15 protein-coding genes are annotated in these 19,232 nt (G+C 64.2%); 4 read left to right on the top strand and 11 right to left on the bottom strand.

Annotation, left to right across the window (positions count from 1 at the left end):
- Window positions 1–22: 22 nt before the first annotated feature.
- Both ABE493_RS09960 and ABE493_RS09955 read right to left on the bottom strand, forming a co-directional pair.
- On the bottom strand, window positions 23–475 hold the full coding sequence (locus tag ABE493_RS09960) for a DUF2946 family protein (protein WP_346498772.1): 453 nt from the start codon (window positions 473–475) through the stop codon (window positions 23–25).
- A 557-nt stretch (window positions 476–1,032) separates the two neighbouring features.
- Window positions 1,033–2,016, bottom strand: coding sequence for a LysR family transcriptional regulator (locus ABE493_RS09955; RefSeq protein ID WP_346498771.1), 984 nt, complete (start codon window positions 2,014–2,016; stop codon window positions 1,033–1,035).
- A 179-nt stretch (window positions 2,017–2,195) separates the two neighbouring features.
- Here ABE493_RS09955 and cysG point away from each other — a divergent pair, with 179 nt between their 5' ends.
- The 3 genes from cysG (at window position 2,196) to ABE493_RS09940 (ending at window position 5,388) form a co-directional block, all read left to right on the top strand.
- Complete coding sequence (gene cysG, locus ABE493_RS09950) at window positions 2,196–3,647, top strand: siroheme synthase CysG (RefSeq protein WP_430980752.1); 1,452 nt, start codon at window positions 2,196–2,198, stop codon at window positions 3,645–3,647.
- Window positions 3,648–3,667: 20 nt separating this feature from the next.
- Window positions 3,668–4,627 carry a cysteine synthase A gene (gene cysK / locus ABE493_RS09945; RefSeq protein ID WP_346498769.1) on the top strand — a complete coding sequence of 320 codons (960 nt, stop codon included), beginning with the start codon at window positions 3,668–3,670 and terminating at the stop codon, window positions 4,625–4,627.
- A gap of 170 nt (window positions 4,628–4,797) precedes the next feature.
- Window positions 4,798–5,388 carry an O-acetyl-ADP-ribose deacetylase gene (locus tag ABE493_RS09940; protein ID WP_346498768.1) on the top strand — a complete coding sequence of 197 codons (591 nt, stop codon included), beginning with the start codon at window positions 4,798–4,800 and terminating at the stop codon, window positions 5,386–5,388.
- Between the two features lie 193 nt (window positions 5,389–5,581).
- On the opposite strand, the gene ABE493_RS09935 is transcribed toward ABE493_RS09940, so the two are convergent.
- The 5 genes from ABE493_RS09935 to ABE493_RS09915 form a co-directional block, all read right to left on the bottom strand.
- Window positions 5,582–6,901 (bottom strand): M1 family metallopeptidase, encoded by a 1,320-nt coding sequence (locus ABE493_RS09935; RefSeq protein WP_346498767.1) that lies wholly within the window; start codon window positions 6,899–6,901, stop codon window positions 5,582–5,584.
- Between the two features lie 243 nt (window positions 6,902–7,144).
- The gene (locus ABE493_RS09930) at window positions 7,145–8,149 is read right to left on the bottom strand and encodes a class I fructose-bisphosphate aldolase (RefSeq protein ID WP_346498766.1); all 1,005 of its coding nucleotides are present in this window, start codon (window positions 8,147–8,149) and stop codon (window positions 7,145–7,147) included.
- Window positions 8,150–8,313: 164 nt separating this feature from the next.
- Window positions 8,314–9,780, bottom strand: a complete 1,467-nt coding sequence (pyk, locus tag ABE493_RS09925; protein ID WP_057629715.1) for a pyruvate kinase — start codon at window positions 9,778–9,780, stop codon at window positions 8,314–8,316.
- 444 nt (window positions 9,781–10,224) lie between these two features.
- Window positions 10,225–10,869, bottom strand: a complete 645-nt coding sequence (locus ABE493_RS09920) for an HAD-IA family hydrolase (RefSeq protein ID WP_346498765.1) — start codon at window positions 10,867–10,869, stop codon at window positions 10,225–10,227.
- Window positions 10,870–11,011: 142 nt separating this feature from the next.
- Window positions 11,012–12,190, bottom strand: a complete 1,179-nt coding sequence (locus ABE493_RS09915; protein ID WP_346498764.1) for a phosphoglycerate kinase — start codon at window positions 12,188–12,190, stop codon at window positions 11,012–11,014.
- A gap of 80 nt (window positions 12,191–12,270) precedes the next feature.
- Here ABE493_RS09915 and ABE493_RS09910 point away from each other — a divergent pair, with 80 nt between their 5' ends.
- Window positions 12,271–12,825 carry a GNAT family N-acetyltransferase gene (locus ABE493_RS09910; RefSeq protein WP_346498763.1) on the top strand — a complete coding sequence of 185 codons (555 nt, stop codon included), beginning with the start codon at window positions 12,271–12,273 and terminating at the stop codon, window positions 12,823–12,825.
- 213 nt (window positions 12,826–13,038) lie between these two features.
- Here the strand turns inward: ABE493_RS09910 and ABE493_RS09905 are convergent, their stop codons facing one another.
- The 4 genes from ABE493_RS09905 to ABE493_RS09890 all read right to left on the bottom strand — a co-directional run bounded on the left by ABE493_RS09905 (window position 13,039) and on the right by ABE493_RS09890 (window position 19,225).
- The gene (locus ABE493_RS09905; RefSeq protein ID WP_346498762.1) at window positions 13,039–14,433 is read right to left on the bottom strand and encodes a serine hydrolase domain-containing protein; all 1,395 of its coding nucleotides are present in this window, start codon (window positions 14,431–14,433) and stop codon (window positions 13,039–13,041) included.
- A gap of 139 nt (window positions 14,434–14,572) precedes the next feature.
- A complete protein-coding gene (locus ABE493_RS09900; RefSeq protein WP_346498761.1) occupies window positions 14,573–15,958 on the bottom strand; it encodes a DUF3999 family protein in 1,386 nt (461 codons plus the stop codon).
- A complete protein-coding gene (locus tag ABE493_RS09895) occupies window positions 15,955–18,717 on the bottom strand; it encodes a DUF2339 domain-containing protein (RefSeq protein WP_346498760.1) in 2,763 nt (920 codons plus the stop codon). Before ABE493_RS09895 ends, ABE493_RS09900 begins: the two co-directional genes overlap by 4 nt.
- A 91-nt stretch (window positions 18,718–18,808) precedes the next feature.
- Window positions 18,809–19,225 carry a winged helix-turn-helix transcriptional regulator gene (locus tag ABE493_RS09890; protein WP_346498759.1) on the bottom strand — a complete coding sequence of 139 codons (417 nt, stop codon included), beginning with the start codon at window positions 19,223–19,225 and terminating at the stop codon, window positions 18,809–18,811.
- Window positions 19,226–19,232 lie beyond the last annotated feature (7 nt).

The following is a 19,232-nucleotide window of genomic DNA, read 5'->3' as shown; positions in this document are numbered from 1 at the left end:
GCGGCAAACAGGAAAGGTGGCGTTATCTGGAGAGAGCCGGCGGCCCGCGCGGCGGATGCGCCGGCCAGCGCAGGCTGGCGAGGCGAAGCGTTTTGTGGGGAGATTGTGGCGCCAGCCGATACAGCAACGGGGCCAGTATCAGGATCACCGCCAGCCACGGCAGCAGGCGCGAAGCCATGGTGCAGTAGTCGCAGGCTTCGCCATGGGCGGCGTGCGGATCGGCTGGTGTGGGCGCTGGCTTCTCGCCTGCCGCTACTGCCTCATGCCCGGTGTGCGCCATGTGTTGCATGTCGTGATGGCCCGAATGCTCATCCGCAGGCATCTGCATCGCGATTTCGTGCACCGCGTGATCCATACCCTGGATCGGCAGCTGCTGCGATTGCAGCCAGCGGCTGACCACCGGCGCCACCGCCATCAACAGGGCAGCAGCAAAAGCCAGCAGAAGTACGAAGGATTGGAAGCGAAGCGAACGCATGACCCGTACATTTTATCGGCATGGCATGCGATGAGACCGCCACACAAACTGCGACCGTTTGCCGCACGCCCCATTCACACCAAGCAGGCGGTAGTGCCGAGCCATGCTCGGCAGAGGCTTTCCCCGCAATCCATCAACCCAAGGCTGTCGTAGGAGCGGCATAAGCCGCGAAGCCGGCATCAATGAAACTACAAAAATTCCTGTGCGCCGATGGACCATCAGCTTCGCGGCTTACGCCGCTCCTACAAAATCAGTCAGCACTAATCAGCAACGCCCCGTGGAGCACAGCCATGCTCCAGCAACGATCAGATAGACGCGAACTCAAGACCCTGTAGTGCCGAGCCATGCTCGGCAGGGGTCGTACCGACATCACATCAGCACCAACGGATTGTGGGAGCGGCATAAGCCGCGAAGCCGGCATCAATGAAGCTGCAAAAATTCGTGCGCTCCGATGGACCATCAGCTTCGCGGCTTACGCCGCTCCCACAAGAATTGTCATCGTCTACGGGTAAAGCTTCAGCCGAGCATGGCTCGGCTCTACCAGTGATCTGCCGCGTCTATACGGTGATGGTCTGCGTCAACGATTCCCAGGTCGGCGGCACTGGCCAATCGGCTTGCTGGTTGCCGTCCAGCACCCGGCGCAGGTCGCGTTTGTCGATCTGCGGGGCAAGCACGTGTACCAGTTCCAGGGCGTAATCACGCAGTACGCGATCACGCGGCAGCACCGCCCAGGCAATGCACTCGGGGATGGATGCCGGCGCCGGCCAGGCGCGCAGGTCGGTGTCGTTGGCGCTCACCGCCATTTCCGCCAACAGGCCAACACCCAGGCCCGTGCGCACATAGGTCTTGATCAGGTCCGCATCCAATGCGGTCAAGGTCAGGTCCGGCTCCAGATCCAGTGCGGCAAACGCGCGCCGCAGCGAGGAACTGGTGCGGGTGGAGGATTCGTAACTGATCAGTGGATGGCTGGCCAATGCGGCCATGTCCGGCGCCACATTGGCGCGATCCAGCGGATGCCCCTTGGGCACCAGCACCAGCCGGCGCCAGCGGTACAGCGGCACCGCAATACCGGTGCTGGGCTCGCCACCGGCGGTACTGATGATGGCGATGTCCGCATCACCCTGGCTCAACAGATCCAGCGCATCACTTTCAGCGGCTTGTTGCAGATGCACGCTGACCTGCGGATAGGCCAGTTTGATCCGCGCCACTGCGGGCGGCAGCACGAAGCGCGCCTGCGTGTGGGTGGTGGTCAGGATCAACTGGCCATGACTTTCGCGGCGCTGGTTGGCTGCGTAGGTGCGGATGTTGTTGGCCTCGGCCAATACCGAACGCGCGCGGCTGATGACTTCCTCACCTGCCGGCGTCACCGATTCCAGGCTGCGCCCTTTTCGCACGAACAACAGAAAACCCAACTCGTCTTCAAGCTGTTTGAGCTGTTTCGACAACCCCGGCTGGGTGGCATGCACCCGTGTCGCGGCGAGCGTGATGTTCAGCTCGGCATCGGCAATAGCAACGAGGTAACGCAGTTGGGTAAGTGTCATCGCAGTGGTAAGCAGAGATCTTCAGTAAGGAACTGTGAAGAATGTAGGCCAAAACGCTCCCGTTACTTATAACCTAAAGTTATCTGACATGGGCCGCTTTTCATTTCCGGGCCCGCAGGCCCGGCGCTACGGTCATCGTCCTTACTCCGACAGCCTCCGCCATCGCCTTGGACAGCCCCTTGTTCCCCCTGTTTGCCGACCTCAAAGGTCGGGCCGTGCTGGTCGTCGGTGGGGGCGCGGTGGCCGAACGCAAAACCGAGGCGCTGCTGCGTGCCGGTGCCGTGCCCCGGGTTGGCGCGCCCGCCTTGAGCCCTGGCCTGCAGCAGCTGGCCGAGGCCGGCCATATCCAATGGCTCAACGGCCAGTTCGATCCGGCGTGGCTGGACCAGGCAGTCTGGCTGGTGATCGCCGCCACCGACGACAACGCCATCAACCGCAGTGTTGCCGAGGCCGCCGAGGCAAGGCGCCTGTTCGTCAACGTTGTGGATGATGCGGCGCTGTCCGGCTTCCATGTGCCGGCGGTGGTTGAACGTGGCCCGCTGCAGATCGCCATTTCCAGTGGCGGCGGTGCGCCGATGGTGGCCCGCCATGTGCGCCGACAGATTGAAGAACTGTTCGACCAGGCCTGGGGCCAACTGGCGCAGCTGGTCAGCCGCAAGCGCGGGCTGATACGCGAGCGTTTCCCCGACCTGGCGGCACGCCGCCGTTTCTTCGACCGCCTGATCGAAGGCCCGCTGCTCGGCCTGCTGCGCGCGCGCCAATCGATCGCAGCCGAAACCCAGCTGCTGCTGGACATGGCAGCCGAAGCACCGACGCACGCCGGTTCAGTGGTGTTGGTGGGTGCCGGCTCCGGCGACCCGGGCCTGCTCACGCTCAACGCCTTGCGCGCACTCAACCAGGCCGACGTGATCCTGCATGACCGCCTGGTCAGCGCCGAGGTATTGCAGCTTGCGCGCCGCGATGCGGACTTCATCGAAGTCGGCAAGTCCGCGCAGGGCCACAGCACCGCGCAGGAACATATCCATGCGCTGATGCTTGAACACGCACGCGCGGGCAAGCGCGTGGTGCGGCTCAAGGGCGGCGATGCCTTCGTATTCGGCCGCGGCGGCGAGGAACTGCAGTTCCTGCGCGCCCACAGCATCGCTTTTGAAGTGGTGCCCGGCATCACCGCAGCGCTGGCCTGCGCTGCCTACGCCGGCATTCCGCTGACCCACCGCGATCACGCCCAGCAGCTGCGCCTGGTCACTGCGCACTGCAGGGATTCATTGGACACGCTGGATTGGCCGGCGCTGGCACAGCCGCGGCAAACCCTGGTGTTTTACATGGGGGTGGCCGCGCTGGCGCAGATACGCGGCCACCTGCTTGGCGCCGGGCTGGCCGCCAGCACGCCCTTCGCACTGATCGAAAACGGTTCGCGCGCCAACCAGCGCGTTGTCAGCGGGCAACTGCGGCAACTGCCCGATGCCGCCACACAGCACCAGGTGCAGTCGCCGGCGCTGCTGATCCTCGGCGACGTGGCGGCACTGGCCGACGAACTGCACTGGTTCGGCGCCGCGCCGCTGCACGCAACGCCTACTGTTTCCTCACTTTCCGCAAAGACGGCACCGCCCACACTGGCCGACGCCGCCTGACCACCTTCCCGGAGATTTCAATGGCCCTGTACAACAGCATCCTGGACACCATCGGCAATACCCCGGTGGTCAAGCTCAACCGTCTGGCACCGGCCGGCGTGGACATTTACGTCAAGGTCGAGTCCTTCAACCCGGCCGGCTCGGTCAAGGATCGGCTGGCCCTGGCCATCATCCTGGACGCCGAGAAAAAGGGCCTGCTCAAGCCCGGCGATACCATCGTGGAAGCCACCTCCGGCAACACCGGCGTGGCCCTGGCGATGGTGGCCGCCGCGCGTGGCTACAAGTTCGTCGCGACCATGGTGGAAACCTTCTCCATCGAGCGCCGCAAGCTGATGCGTGCCTACGGCGCCAAAGTGATCCTGACCCCGGCCGCCGAGCGCGGCACCGGCATGGTGCGCAAGGCCAAGGAACTGGCCCAGCAGCACGGCTGGTTCCTTGCCAGCCAGTTCGCCAACCCGGCCAACCCGGCCTATCACCGCCAGACCACCGCCGCCGAGATCCTGCGCGACTTCGCCGGCAAGCGCCTTGACTACTTTGTCAGCGGTTGGGGTACGGGGGGCACGCTGACCGGCGTCGGCGAAGTGCTGAAGCTGGCCCGCCCGGAAACCCGCATCATCGCCACCGAGCCAGCCGGCGCCGCGCTGCTGGCCGGCAAGGATTTCGCCCCGCACAAGATCCAGGGCTGGACCCCGGACTTCATTCCGGAAGTGCTCAACCGCAACGTCTACGACCAGCTGCTGTCGATCCAGGACGAACGAGCGATTGAAACCTCGCGCCGCCTGGCTGCCGAGGAAGGCATCTTCGTCGGCATCTCCTCTGGCGCCACCGTCGCCAGCGCGCTGGATGTGGCCGCCAACGCCGAGGCGGGTTCGGTGATCCTGGCGATGCTGCCCGACACCGGCGAGCGCTACTTCTCCACGCCGCTGTTCGCCGACGTCAACGATGGCTCCGACGACGACTGGTTGGCCGGTCTTCCGTAACCTTCGTTACTTAACCCGTCAGCTACGCGAAGGCCGCCCATGCGGCCTTTGTGCTTTTCTGCGGCAGTGAATCGCGCCAGGTGAGACGGCATGAGCGCAGACTGCAGTTGTGCCCGGCGCGGCGGTAGCCGTCACATTTTTCTCATCTATCGCAACGGAAGATCACGTCCATGAACATTGAAGTTTGGCAGGGCGACATCACCGAACTGGCTGTTGACGTCATCGTCAACGCAGCCAATGAAACCCTGCTCGGCGGCGGCGGTGTGGACGGCGCCATCCACCGCGCAGCGGGCCCCGGCCTATTGCGCGAATGCGAGCAGCTACCGGAGCTGCGTCCCGGCGTACGCTGCCCCACTGGCGAAGTGCGTGCCACCGGCGGGCATGATCTGCCGGCCCGGCATGTCTTCCACACCGTTGGCCCGGTCTGGCGCGATGGCCGCCACGATGAAGCCGCGCTCCTGGCCAACTGCTATTGGCAGTCGCTGCGCCTGGCCGAGCAGATGGGCCTGGAATCAATTGCCTTCCCGGCGATCAGTTGCGGCGTGTACGGCTACCCGCTGCATCAGGCGGCGGTGATTGCCGCCACCGAGACCATGACCTGGCAGAAGAGCCATGCGCGGCCTTCGCGGATTGTGCTGGTGGCTTACAACGCTGCGGCGTTCAAGATCTATCAGCAGGCCTTGGCCAGCGCTGGACCGGCGCAGGAGCAGGCGGGGTCTGTGCTGGCGTCGTTTGCGGGCGGGTTTGCGGCTGCGCATTGAGAGTGAGGGGCTTGGCGGGTCTAAGGCCAAGCAAAAGCAGAATCAAAACCTCCCCCTCCCCAACCCTCCCCTTGCCTACGGCAAAGGGAGGGGGTGGAAGCGCTTGCCTCCCGCCGACCCGCACCAACAGCCCCCTCCCTTTCGCGCAGCGAAGGGGAGGGTTGGGGAGGGGTAGCATTTCGCAGCAAATCAATCACCCCACCTCACCACCCACGCCATAAACCCAGGCATCAAAGAACCCCTGCAGCGAGCGCCCAGCCGCCGCTTCCATCGCCGTCTGGAAGTCCGCCGTCACCACCGACTTCCCGTCATTTGCCTGCGTGTACGCACGCAACCCGCGCCAGAACACCTCCTCGCCAAGCTCCAAGCGCAAGCGGTGCAGCACATAGGCGCCCTTCCGGTAGACCACCGCGCGATCATCGGACGTAGGCTTGTCCCAGTTTGGATACACCAACGCTCTATCAGCACCCTTTGCGCGCAGTGCCAGCACCCGCTGTTCCCAGCCCTGCACCATCGCCTGATACGCCACCTCGCCCTGGCTGTGCTGCAGCCATGCAGCGGTCATGAAATTGGCGAAGCCTTCATTCAGCCAGAAGTGTTCCCAACCGGCGCAGGTAACGCGGTTACCCCACCATTGGTGTGCAGCCTCGTGCGCGATCAACCCGGTCTGGCTGGCATCGGCAAGCACCTGTTTTCCGTAAGCCTCCGACATCAAGGACAGCCCCGCCATCTCCTGGCCGATGGTGCGTTCCACCAACGCCTGGCGATAGTCACCTTGATAGGCCAGCCCCGCCCGCTCGGCGAAGAAGTCGAGCATCTCGCCGGTGGCAGCAAACAGCTGGCTCAGCTCCGCCTCGGAGCGATCAAGTGCGTAGTAATGCAGCCTGCCGGCACCATGCGCCTGCTGCACATGACGGTAAGGTGCCGCTGCGAAGCCATAGACATAGCCGGGCATCGGGGCGCGCAGCTGCCAGCGGTGTTCGATACGACCGTCGGGCAACTGTCGTGACGGCAATGCATCACCGACGGCCGCTGTCCGCAGCCCCTTGGGCAGGCGCAGCGCCAGCAGCAAGGTGGCGCGCTCGTCCGGCGCATTGATCGATGGCATCCACTGCTCGGTGGAAAAGACGGTGTACGCCTCGTTGCGCGCCGGGGCGAACTCCAGGCCAAAACGCGGCTTGCCGTGGTAGCGCAGCTGCACGCTGGCCTGCTCACCTGCGGCCAAAGGCTGCGCGAGGTTGACGGTCAGTTTTCCATCGGCCTGTTGAAAGCGCAGCGCCTCACCCGCGTGCGTGGCCGAGTCAATGACCAGCTCACCGCTGTCCAGAACCAGCTGGCTCAGCGGCGCGGTTGCATTGAAGCGCACCAGGGTTTCGCCGCGCAGCTGAGTGGCTGCGATATCCAGATCAAGCGTGGTTGCGTAGTGCTGCACATCAAAGCCGCGTGGTTCGGCAGCGAGAGCGGACACCGCCATCGTCGATGCAAACAGCCCCAGCGTGATCCTGCGATGCATGCGTTCACCTCCAGACACAAAGGCCGATTGTAGGGGCGAGTGCCGGGGTTGGTTGTTGTGGGAGCGGCATCAGCCGCGAAGCTGGCAATGCAGCAGCCGCCAGCAGCTGTGCAGTTGCAGCCATGCTGGCGGTTTGTTTACCACCAGCTTCGCGGCTTACGCCGCTCCCAAAAAAAAACAAAATCAAAAAACAAAACGCCGGCTGTTGGCCGGCGTTCTGTTCAACTCACGCGGGGTGGCTTATCAGCCTTCCCACTTGCCCTGTGCAGCCTGGCCGTTTTCCTTGGCACGCTCGAACACGGTCTTCTGTGCGGCGGCGTAGTTGCCCTTCATGTCCTTGGCCCACAGCTTCAGTGCGGCCTGCTGCATGGCGCGGCCGTAGGAGAAGCTCAGCGGCCACGGCAGGTTGCCCATCTGGTTCATGGCGTTGAGGTGCGCGGTGGACTGCTCATCGCTCTGGCCACCGGACAGGAACACCACGCCCGGCATGATGGCCGGAACGGTCGACTTCAGGCACATCACGGTGGACTCGGCCACTTCTTCGACATCCACCTGCTCGTCGCAGGTCTTGCCCGGGATGACCATCGAGGCCTTCAGAATGGTGCCTTCCAGCACCACGTTCTGCTGGTACAGCGCATCGAACAGCGAACGCAGGGTGGCTTCGGTGACTTCGTAGCAGGTCTCGATGTCGTGGTCGCCGTCCATGATCACTTCCGGCTCGACCATCGGCACCAGGCCGCATTCCTGGCACAGCGCGGCATAGCGGGCCAGCGCATGGGCGTTGGACTCGATGCAGGTACCCGACGGCATGTTCTCGCCGATGTTGATCACCGCACGCCACTTGGCGAAACGCGCGCCCAGCTTGTAGTACTCCTGCAGGCGCTCGCGCAGGCCGTCCAGGCCTTCGGTCACCAGCTCACCGGGGCAGCCGGCCAGCGGGTGCGCACCCTTGTCGACCTTGATGCCCGGGATCATGCCGTTGTCGGCCATGTACTTGGCGAACGGCACGCCGTCCTTGGTCGACTGGCGGATGGTTTCGTCGTACAGGATCGCGCCGGAGATGTGCTCGTTGAGCTTGGGCGTGGTCAGCAGCAGTTCGCGGTAGGCACGACGGTTTTCTTCCGTGTTCTCGATGCCGACGCTTGCGAAGCGCTTGGCGATCGTACCGGTGGATTCGTCAATGGCGATGATGCCCTTACCCGGGGCGACCATGGCCTGGGCGGTTTCAGCCAGCAGTTCGATGCTCATGAGGTTCCTGTGACAGCGTGCGGGAAAACCCGGATTATAGCCCGGCACGCTCACCGGCTGGCTGCCCGCAAGGTCTGGAACCGGTTTCAGGCTGTCATGTCAGGACAAAGCCTGTCCGCTCCGTTCAGTTCATGACCGGAGCGGTGGCTTGCCGCTGGCGTTGCTTACAGGTCGCCCAGACCGCTGGCGCGGCCGTCGTTACCTACTTCCAGCAGACGCAGGGTATTGGTGGCGCCATGGGTTTCCATGTGCTCACCGCTGGTGAACACCACGCGATCACCGGCTTCCAGCAGATTGGACTCGACCAGCAGGCGGATGCTGCCGCGCGCCGCTTCACGCGGAGTGAAGCCACGGCTGTCGAAGTTGATCGGGAACACATCGCGCATCAGCGCCATCTGCCGGCGCGCGCCGTCATGGCGGGTGACCGCGTAGATCGGCGACTTGGCACGGAAGCGCGACAGGTAACGCGCGGTACCACCGGATTCGGTCATCGCCACGATCGCGCGCACGCCCACGTGCTGGGCCAGGAACATGGTGGCCATGGCGATAGCCTGGTCAGCACGCTCCAGATTACGCGGCGAGGCGTTGAAATCGGTCTCGGTCTGGAACTGACGCTCGGCACCCAGGCAGATGCGGGCCATCGCCTCCACCGCCTTGACCGGATACATGCCGGCAGCGGTTTCCGCCGACAGCATCACCGCATCGGTACCGTCGATGACCGAGTTGGCCACGTCCAGCACTTCGGCGCGGGTCGGGATCGGGCTTTCGACCATGGACTGCAGCATCTGCGTGGCGGTGATCACCACTTTGTTCTGCGCCAGCGAGGCCTTGATGATTTTCTTCTGCAGACCCGGCAGTTCGGCGTCGCCGATTTCCACGCCCAGGTCACCACGCGCCACCATCACCACATCGCTGGCGTCGACGATCTCTTCCAGATTTTCGATGGCCTCGGTGCGCTCGATCTTGGACACCAGCGCGGCGTAGCAACCGTGCGATTCGGCGATTTCACGCGCGTCGTTCATGTCCTGCGCATTGCGGCAGAACGAGACGGCGATGAAGTCGACGCCGATCTTGGCAACGATGCCGATCAGTTCTTTGTCGCGCTCGGTCAACGCGCCCAGCGACAGACCGCCGCCCTGCTTGTTCAAGCCCTTGCGGTCGGACAACACGCCGTCGTTGAGCACGGTGTTGATGATGCGCTCGCCCTGCACTTCCACCACCTGCAGCTGCATCAGGCCGTCGTCGAGCAGCAGCACATCGCCCGGCGCCACGTCCTGCGGCAGGCCGAGGTAGCTCACGCCCACCTGGTTGGTGTCACCGGCCGGAGCGGAGGTGCTGGCGATCAGGTCGAAACGGTCGCCGGCCTTGAGCTTGATCTTGCCTTCGGCAAAACGCTCGATGCGGATCTTCGGGCCGGGCAGATCGGCGAGGATGCCGACTTCCACGCCAACGCGCTGCGCAGCGGCGCGCACGTCGGCAGCACGCTTGGCCTGACCGGACGGATCGCCGTGGGAGAAGTTCAAACGCACAACGTTGACGCCTGCGCGGAACAGATCGTCCAGCACGCCCGGCGCGTCAGTTGCCGGCCCGAGGGTGGCGAGGATCTTGGTGCGGCGCTGACGTTCAATCATTGTGCGTGGTCTCCCTGATAGACCGCCGAAAGTAGCACATCCATTGCATGACAACGATGTCGCATACGATTTCATACGACACTTTCTGCACTGTCCCAAAGACAGGCCAGACAGGCCGTCTGGACATACCGTACGGTATGACAACGCGGGACCTGCGGTTGCTTTGCGCGGGTCCATCAGCAAGGCAGACAGTTCAGCACGCGAAAGTTGCTGTTGCGTGTTGGCCCAGGGAAAACTTTTGCTGCTTCGCAGCAAGAAAGCTGGCAATGGAGACATGCCGAGGACATCGGGTGACAAGTGGTGCCAGCGGGCAGCGCATGCCGGTGGATTTCGCCGATGCTCTAAGACCGTCATTCCCGCGTGCGCGGGAATGTCGCGTCACTTTTTCGGCTTGGTTGGATCAAGGTTCCGGACGTCGGGGCAACACAAACCCAAAGCCATCAATCAACCCCGCAACACCGCCGCCAACTCTTCCGGCGTAGCCGCCAATGCACCGGCCCCGGCGGCCTGCAACTCTTCGCGGCCACCAAAACCCCACAGCACGCCAACATTGCGCATGCAGTGGTGGCGCGCACCTTCGATGTCCATGCGGCGGTCGCCGATCATCCAGCACTGCGAGGGCTGCAGCGACAAACGCTGCAAGGCCTCGGCGATCAGCTCCGGCTTGTGGCTACGCGAACCATCTTCGGTTGCGCCGATGATGTCTTCGAAGCAGCCACCAAACGGCAGGTGCTCGACGATGCGCCGCGCATGCGGCTCGTTCTTGGCAGTGACCACGGCCAGCCGATGACCAGCCGCACGCAGACCCTGCACGACATCGCCGATACCGGCGTAGATGGCGTGCTCCTTCCAACCGTGCACATCGAAGCGCTCGCGGTACAACTCCACCGCACGCTCCACGCGCAGGGCGTCACCAAACAAAGGCTGGAAGCTGGTACGCAGCGCCGGGCCGATCCACTTGCGCAGCTCGGCATCGCCCGGCACCGGATGATCCATCTGTTCCAGTGCATAAGCCACGCAGCGAGTGATGCCGACGGCCGAATCAATCAGCGTGCCGTCGAGATCGAAGAAGAAGACATCGCGGCTCATGGAACGTCCTCACGATCCGTCGTGAGCGATGAGCTGTGCCCCGTGGTGGAGCGGAGCAAGCGCAACGTATGTTGAATACGTGAGCATTGCGAGCACCGCACGCGGGGCACAGATCGAGCGCAACAGGTTCGTGAGGGCGTTCTCACTTGCCGCGCGCCTCCAGGGCTGCCACCGCCGGCAAGGTCTTGCCTTCCAGGAACTCCAGGAACGCGCCGCCGCCGGTGGAGATATAGCTCACCTGCTTGGCGATGCCGTACTTGTCGACCGCGGCCAGGGTGTCGCCACCGCCCGCAATCGAGAACGCATTGGAGCTGGCGATGGCCTTGGCCATTGCTTCGGTGCCCTTGCCGAAGGCATCGAACTCGAACACGCCAACCGGGCCGTTCCAGACCACGGTGCCGGCCTTGGCAATCAGTTCGGCGTACTGCGCAGCGGTCTGCGGGCCGATGTCGAGGATCATGTCGTCCGCAGTAACCGCGTCCACCGCCTTGACCGTGGCCGGCGCATCGGCAGCAAAGGCCGACGCCACGACGACATCGGTCGGCAGCGGAATTTCAGCGCCACGTGCCTTGGCATCGGCATCAATCTTGCGGGCGGTATCGAGCAGGTCGTTCTCGACCAGCGACTTGCCCACGCCATGGCCTTCGGCAGCGATGAAGGTATTGGCGATGCCGCCACCAACGATCAACTGGTCCACCTTGCTGACCAGGCTGGACAGCAGCTCCAGTTTGGTGGAGACCTTGGAGCCGGCCACAATGGCCAGCAACGGCCGGGCCGGGTTGGCCAGCGCCTTGTCCAGCGCGTCCAGCTCAGCCATCAGCAACGGGCCACCGGCCGCGACCGGGGCAAAGCGGATCACGCCATGGGTGGAGGCCTGGGCGCGGTGCGCGGTGCCGAAGGCATCCATCACGAACACGTCGCATAGCGCGGCGTACTTCTGCGACAGCGCCTCGTCGTCCTTGCCCTCGCCCACGTTCATGCGGCAGTTTTCCAGCAGCACGATCTGGCCCGGGGCGACGTTCACGCCGTCCACCCAGTCCTTGACCAGCGGCACGTCCACGCCCAGCAGCTCGGACAGGCGCTTGGCCACCGGCGCCAGCGAATCAGCCTCGGTCCACACACCTTCCTTGGGGCGGCCCAGGTGCGAGGTCACCAGCACGGCAGCACCTGCCTCCAGCGCCAGCTTCAGGGTCGGCAGCGACGCGGTGATGCGCTGCTCGGAGGTGATCTTGCCGCTCTCATCGATCGGCACGTTCAGATCCTGGCGGATCAGTACGCGCTTGCCGGAAAGGTCGAGGTCGGTCATGCGAACGATGGACATGGCAGGATCAGCTCCGCGAGTATGGGGAAACCGCAATTCTCGCCCGCCCTGCCTAGCGGGGCAAACCCAAGGTGAAATGGATGTCGCCACGCCTGCCACAACCCGAGCTGTCCAGCCTGCGCCTGCACCTGCGCGAAGTCCGCACAACCGACGCCCCCGCGCTGTTTGCCATCCACAGCCACCCGCAGGTAATGCGCTACTGGAGCTACCCGGCCTGGACCGAAGTGCAGCAGGCTGAGCAGAAGATTGCCGATATCCAGCGCCAACGCCGCGAGCTGGACATCCTGATCTGGGCCCTCGCCGATGCCCGGACCGATCTGCTGATCGGCACTTCTGCGTTGTTCGCCATCGACCTCAGCCAAGGCCGCGCGGAAATTGGTTACAGCCTGCATCCCGATTGGCAGGGTCGCGGCCTGGCCAGCGAAGCCCTGCGGCTGATCCTGGCTTACGCGTTCAACCAGCTGGGGCTGCGCCGCATCGAAGCCGACATCGACCCACGCAACCACCCCTCCTGTCGTCTGGTGGAAAGACAGGGTTTCATCCAGGAAGGCCTGTTCCGCGAACGCTGGAACGTAAACGACGAAATCTGCGACAGCGCCATGTATGGCCTGCTGAGCAAGGACTTCAAACCGTAGTGCCGAGCCATGCTCGGCTGAGGCCTTACCAGCACCCGCAATACCACTTGTAGGAGCGGCGTAAGCCGCGAAGCCGACAGTGCAACAGCTGCCTGAGCCAATCGCAGTTGCAGCTATCTTGCCAGTTTGCTTTGCATCAGCTTCGCGGCTTACGCCGCTCCTACATGCGAATTGCCGGGCAAGCCCCTGCCGAGCATGGCTCGGCACTACCGATCACAGCGGCAGACGATTCACGATGAAGTTGACCACATTCTCCATCGCGCCCGGGTCCACATTGCTCAAGCCGACAACCACGTAACCCTGCGCGGGAAGCACGACCAATGATGCATTTGCACCGGGCGCGCCACCTTCGTGGCCATATTGCCGCTGCGCGCCCTGCCCGCTGACCATGAAGCCATAGCCATACCAGCCTTTGTTGTTCTGCGGTGCTGTGGCCAGCCCCAGCGAGGTGGGCGATATCAGCCGACCCGCACGCAGCGCTTCGGCAAATTTCAGCATATCGCCAACCGTACTGTAGCCACCACCGGCCGATGTGCCACGCCACGGCAGCGTCTTGGTTTCCTGCGCCCACTTGCCGTCAACCTTGGTATAGGCAACCGCGCGCCCGGGTACAGCTGTCGATTCCGGCTCCGAACCGGTCGCGCTCATTCCCGCGACGCGATAGATATGCTGATCCACGTAGTCGTAATACGACTGCCCGCTCACCGCTTCGATGATCGAGCCGAGCAGGATGTAGCCATAGTTGGAATAGCCATCCTCGCTGCCAGGCGTCGAGCCCAGCGGCGTGGCGCTGGCCAGGCTCCAGTAGTCGTTGAGCGTGCGCAACGACTGCGAACGCTTTTCGAATTCTTCTCCGAACACATCCCCCAGGCCGCTGGTGTGGTTGAGCAGCTGACGGATGCTGACCGCCTCGGCTATCTGTTGGTTCGGATAATTCTTCAGATGCAGCGCAATCTTGTCATCCAGCGACAGCTTGCCGGCCTCCTGCAACTGCAGGATCGCCACCGCAGTGAACATCTTGTTCAACGAGGCCAAGCGGAAGCGCGTTGTTTCATCCACACCAATGGCGTGCTCGCGATCAGCAGCGCCGCCGTGCCAGCTCATCAGCAACTTGCCATCCTTGGCGACGGCCAATGCACCGGACAGCGTATCGGCAGCGCGCGCGGCATCGAGCCGGGCTTCTCCTGCAGCCAGCACTTGCGCCAGGCGCATCCGCTGAGGCTTGAACTCATCCGGCAGGTCCATTCCTTCCAGCTGCAGCTTGGTGACATCAAACCGATCCGCAGGATCCAGATCCAACGTCGCCAACACCCCACGATCGGTCATCTCCGACAGCAGCATCAGCTGCGCGCTGTCCTCTGTACTGGATTTGACGCCCACCAATTTGAACGTACCCAGCGATTGACGGATATCCAGAAAGCGTTGCGCGTCCTGCCCAACCTTGTAGTCGGCCAGGAAGGTCTGCAGCGCATCGCGCTCACCGCTGTTGTATGCAGCAAGCCATAGTTCGAAGACCTGTTGAGCATGGACATCGGCCGAAGCTTGCCTGGCAGCGGCGACAGTTGAAAAGCCAAGCAGAAGTGCAACCGCAAATGATTTAAAACGCATATGCCAATCGACACCTTGGATTGCAGACAGAACACGCGGCCAAGCAACTGTAGAGCCGAGTCATGCTCGGCTGGGGGCACTAGCAGAAGACCGGACGCACTACCGGGAATGCCCCTGCCGAGCATGGCTCGGCACCACCTCATCGTTCGCTTTTTTCTGCGCGGCTGCTGCGAATCAGGCTGAAAGCAAAGCCCGCCACCGCTGCTGCGCCCAACACCAGCACCAGCCACAACACGATGTTCTTCCAATCGCGCGGTGCTTCAACCTGCTGATAGGCCGCATCGCCGGCACGCTGCGTACCCGCGCCCAGCGTCGCTGCGGCCGGCTGCCACTGCGCACCGTTGTGTGCACGCAATGCTGCCAGCATCGGATCCAGCGCGGCCTGCGCCTTGCCTTCGTCCGCGCTGCCGGCAACCAGCAGGTACGGCGCCCGCCCCTGCGCAAGAAACACCACGCTGCCCGGTCGATAGCCCAGCCGCAACGCTGGCGCAGCGGCAGGTTCCGCACCCGGCTCGGCCTGCAGGCGCCATTGCCGGTCATCGATGATGCCCGAGGTTTCCAGTGGTGCAGAACGCTGTTGCCGGCCGCCCTGCGTGAGGTTCCATGCGTTCCAGCCGGTCGTCAGGGTCTGCCAGACAGGTTCGCCGTCGGCGCCCTTGGCGCGATCCTCATCGCGGCTGGATACCGTCCAGCTCACCGCGCTGTTGGCCGGCATCAGCACATCCAGCCGCTGCACGGGGAACCGCCCCTGCAATCGGTACAGGTAACCGTCCTTGCCATTGCCGCCTGCAGCCGCCTGCAGTTCCTGCCACTGCCAATCGCCTGCTTCGACCGCGTCGGCGAACTCGCCACGCAATCCCTGCAGCGGAGGTGCGCCGCTGCGCTGCAAAGGCACCAGGCGCAGGTAGCGCAGGCCTGATTCAACCCGGATGCTGTTGTTGCGCAGCGCGTTGCCCTGGTTGCGCAACTGCACCAGCCGCACCTGTGGGTCCAATACCTGCCAGCCGCGCAGGTCATCGCTGCCTTCCAGTCGATAACCCAGATCCAGCGTCGCCGCGGTGTCGCTCCAGTCAACCAGCAGCTTGTGCAGCTTGCCGGCCTCATCACCCAGATCGATCAGCCATACCGGATCGGCAGCGGCTGCCGCGGGCGCCGTGCCCACCAGGTTGCGGATCGACACCACCTTGCCCGCAGTATCGCGCTCGACCACCACGCTCAGGTCGTCATCGCCGCCCACGCTGGCCGCCGGCAACGCAAACCAACGCAGCGGCGCGGTACGCACCGCGCCGCCCAGCGGCGTAGCTGCGGCATACACCGCGCTCGCCACCGGCTTGCCATCGGCATCGATCACCCGTACATCACGCAGGTCACGCCAATGCGCAGCGGCATAGACGTCTGCATCCAGCGGCACCCGGTAAGCGCCGGCATCAGGCTGTGACAACTGCAGCGGCCATTGCCGGGCGAAGTCATCGGCGGCGAGTGCACTGAAAGGCAGCAAGGCCGCTACCAGCAGGCGCTTGATCATGCGGAAACGTCCTCATTGTCTGTTGCAGCATTTGCACGGCGCGGCGGTGCCGGCGCCAACCAACCCACCAGCGTGCACAGCAGGCCATAGGCGATGAAAGCGCCGATACCAAGCAGGTCGCCCAGATTGCCACGATCGATCAGCAGCAGCTTTGCCAACACCACGCTCATCAGAATGGCACCGGCCAGCCACAGCCCCCACTGGCCGCGACGCGAGCCGGAGATCCAGCCGATCACACCAAGCAGGCTCCACACCACGGTCAGGCTGGTCTGCGCCAACTTGCTGCCGAGCAGACTGTCGTTCCACGACACATCGCCCCAGTGATGGACGGCGCGCAAGGTCATCACCGTCACCAGCACCAAGGCGGCCAAGGCCGTACCCACCAACTGCATCGGCAGCACCGCTGCGCTGCCGTTCTGGCGCAGGCGCATCGCCAACAGCGCAAGCACCGCGATCTCCGCCAGTTCCAGCGGGTTGAACACCACAATCCACGGCAGCGGCGCCGCCGAACCCGCACTGGCCAACGAAGTCAGCCACCACAAGCCCAATACCGCGAACACCGCCAACTGCAAGGCCGCGCGATAGCGCTCGAACGCGGCACCCAGCGGCTGCGACAGCCACGCCCAGCGGTACATCGACAACATCGCCAACAACAGCCACGGCAGCGCCAGCAACATGCCCACCCAGCCTTCGGCCAGTGCGAAACGCGCGCCTATATGCCAGGCCAGCAACGACAATACGGTCGGCCACAACAGCCACCAGGCCAACTGCGCCAGCCCAGCCACCGCACCACTGCCGGCACGCAGGCACATCAGGCTGCGTACGCCCAAGGCAGCAAATACCGGCCACGCAATCGCCCCATAGCCGGCGAACGGTTGGCCATACTCGGACAGCTGCAGGAACGCGACCGGGAAGGCCATGACAAAGCCACCCAGCGTGGTCAGCGACAGCGCCAGGGCCGGTGCACGTCGCTGCACTTCGGCTGCCACCCACGCGGTTACGCCCAGCAGCAGCAACACTGCATGCAGGCGGCTGCCGACCTCGACGAAATCACCGATTTCCATGATCACATTGCCCAGCCACCAGACCAGCGCCCACAGGTAAGCCACGGTCGCGACCTGCTGATTGCCCGCAGCGCGGTACCACCACGCCGTGGCGAAGCCGGCAACGGCGATCAGCAAAGCGCCCATGAAGGCGGCGTTGGCAATGGCGGTTGTTGCGCCTGGATGGCTAGCCGACACACCAATGACCAAGGCGGCAGCAGCCGCCAGTTGCAGGCCAATACCGGTCCAGCGGGCGAGGCGACGATCCTGGGTCAGGCCCAGCCATACAAGACCCGCCCCTTCCAGCGCGAACACCGATGCCGTGGCCTTGGCAGACAGGGCCAAAGGCACCGCCAAGGTGGCGAATCCGACTGCGAGAATGGCGTAGCCGCGTGCCAGCACATTCATGCGCTCGTTGTTGATCAGCGCGCGTGCCAGCACCGCATACAGCGCAGCCACACCCAATGCACAGAATGCCAACGGCATGCGATCGCCCTGCAGCAACGCGGCCTGCAATGAGAAGGCGATAAGCGGCGTACCAAACAACAGGCAGCCATCGATGCGCGCATTGCCGGCGGTGCTGGCCTTGCGCGCGTACAACAAGGGCAGCAACAGATAGAACCCGAAGAACAGCACCAGGAAGGGCTCGACGCTGTTGAACTTGGCCGGTTCGTAGTCCAGCACACCCCAAGCCGTACCGATGCCCCAGGTAAAGACGAAGCCCAGCAGGTTGAGGATGCGCCACGGCCGCACCCAGGCAATGGCGAAGATGCCAAGGTTGAGCAAGGCGTAATACGAGAACAGGGCAACATGGTTGCCGCTGCCGTCCGACAACCAGATCGGCGCCATGAAACCGGCCAGCACACCGAGGATGGCCAGAGTCCGGCTTTCCTGCAGCACGGCCATCACCGACAGGCCGGCAATCAACACCACACTCAACGCGAACGCCGGCGCGACGCCGATCATTCCGTAGTTCTTGCAGGCCGAAAACACCACCAGCAAAAGGATGCCGATCATGCCGCCCTGCATCGCCAGGGCAAAACTCCGGTGGCTCTCGCGTTTGCGCCAGGCAAATACCAGGCCGGCCAGTGCGGCGGCGCTGATGCCTGCCAGGCGCAGGCTCGGCGGCACCACGAACCAGCCCTGGTCGCTGGCGTACTTGAGCAGGGCGGCAACGCCGGCCAGCAACACCAGCATGCCGACCTTGACCGGCACATTGCCACTGGTCAGCCATTGCTTGGCATAGGCAAGCGCGCGCTCGATGACGTTGGGTTCGGCCGGTGGTGCCGGTGCGGCCGGCGTCCAGGTCTGCTCCGGGGCCGGTTGCCGTGCCGGAAGCGGGCGGCGCGGCGCGCTTGCCAGTGGATCGAGCGGATCGGGCCTGGGCGGCAATGGTGGCGGCAGTGGCGTAGCGGTGACCGGCGCAGGCTCGGACGAAACAACCGGTGCGGGCGCGGCGACCGGCACAGCCGTCTCCGGCACCGCAACGGAATCGTCTGGATTGGCTTCCGGCTCCCGCCAAGCGTAAGGCTGGGCGGCCTCGCTGCGCGGCTGTCGCGGTGCGGCCTCAGTGTCGCCAGCGTCCAGACGCGCTTCCAGCACAGCCACGCGGCGCTTGAGCGAGGACACCGATACCAGGGCGGTAACCAACAACACCGGTACTGCCAGCGCGGCCAGTACCAGCAGCACTATCAACAACACCCAACCCTCGTCCATTGATCATCCTTGTGCACCTGAACGTGCTGCATCACCTTATCGGGGTCACCTGAAAACGCAAGGTCAGGCACAGTCAGCTCCGCTGCACGCCCTACAGCGGTGTTCCGTCCGCGTCCTGCTGCTGGTGTGCATCGAAGTCGGAACGCGCCTGGTCCATCTGCGGCTGGTGCGCCCAGGCCCATTGCAGCAGGGCGTCCACCGGTTGCAGCAGCGATTGCCCCAAGCTCGTCAAGGCATAGTCGACCTGCGGCGGCACGGTCGGGTAGACCTGCCGGCTGACCAGCCCATCACGTTCCAGGCCACGCAGCGAACGCGCCAGCATGCGCGGCGAGACCCCGCTCAGCTCGCGCCGCAGCTGGTTGAAACGGCGGGGTTGGCCACGCAGCGCAAGCACCGCCAGCAGGCTCCATTTTTCGCCTACACGGTCCAGCAACAAGCGCACCTGCCTGCAATACGCGGCATCTTCACCTTCGCCAAGCCCAGTATCACCGGTGTGAGTTGCTGCCATCGGCGTG

The organism is Stenotrophomonas terrae (assembly GCF_039674165.1).
Lineage (GTDB): Bacteria > Pseudomonadota > Gammaproteobacteria > Xanthomonadales > Xanthomonadaceae > Stenotrophomonas > Stenotrophomonas terrae_A.
This window is presented reverse-complemented; position numbering and strand designations above follow the sequence as displayed.

Coding starts and splice junctions, on each gene's coding strand:
- ABE493_RS09960 (WP_346498772.1), bottom strand. CDS start 475: ATGCGTTCGCTTCGCTTCCAATCCTTCGTACTTCTGCTGGCTTTTGCT.
- ABE493_RS09955 (WP_346498771.1), bottom strand. CDS start 2,016: ATGACACTTACCCAACTGCGTTACCTCGTTGCTATTGCCGATGCCGAG.
- cysK (WP_346498769.1), top strand. CDS start 3,668: ATGGCCCTGTACAACAGCATCCTGGACACCATCGGCAATACCCCGGTG.
- ABE493_RS09940 (WP_346498768.1), top strand. CDS start 4,798: ATGAACATTGAAGTTTGGCAGGGCGACATCACCGAACTGGCTGTTGAC.
- ABE493_RS09935 (WP_346498767.1), bottom strand. CDS start 6,901: ATGCATCGCAGGATCACGCTGGGGCTGTTTGCATCGACGATGGCGGTG.
- ABE493_RS09930 (WP_346498766.1), bottom strand. CDS start 8,149: ATGAGCATCGAACTGCTGGCTGAAACCGCCCAGGCCATGGTCGCCCCG.
- pyk (WP_057629715.1), bottom strand. CDS start 9,780: ATGATTGAACGTCAGCGCCGCACCAAGATCCTCGCCACCCTCGGGCCG.
- ABE493_RS09920 (WP_346498765.1), bottom strand. CDS start 10,869: ATGAGCCGCGATGTCTTCTTCTTCGATCTCGACGGCACGCTGATTGAT.
- ABE493_RS09915 (WP_346498764.1), bottom strand. CDS start 12,190: ATGTCCATCGTTCGCATGACCGACCTCGACCTTTCCGGCAAGCGCGTA.
- ABE493_RS09910 (WP_346498763.1), top strand. CDS start 12,271: ATGTCGCCACGCCTGCCACAACCCGAGCTGTCCAGCCTGCGCCTGCAC.
- ABE493_RS09905 (WP_346498762.1), bottom strand. CDS start 14,433: ATGCGTTTTAAATCATTTGCGGTTGCACTTCTGCTTGGCTTTTCAACT.
- ABE493_RS09900 (WP_346498761.1), bottom strand. CDS start 15,958: ATGATCAAGCGCCTGCTGGTAGCGGCCTTGCTGCCTTTCAGTGCACTC.
- ABE493_RS09895 (WP_346498760.1), bottom strand. CDS start 18,717: ATGGACGAGGGTTGGGTGTTGTTGATAGTGCTGCTGGTACTGGCCGCG.
- ABE493_RS09890 (WP_346498759.1), bottom strand. CDS start 19,225: ATGGCAGCAACTCACACCGGTGATACTGGGCTTGGCGAAGGTGAAGAT.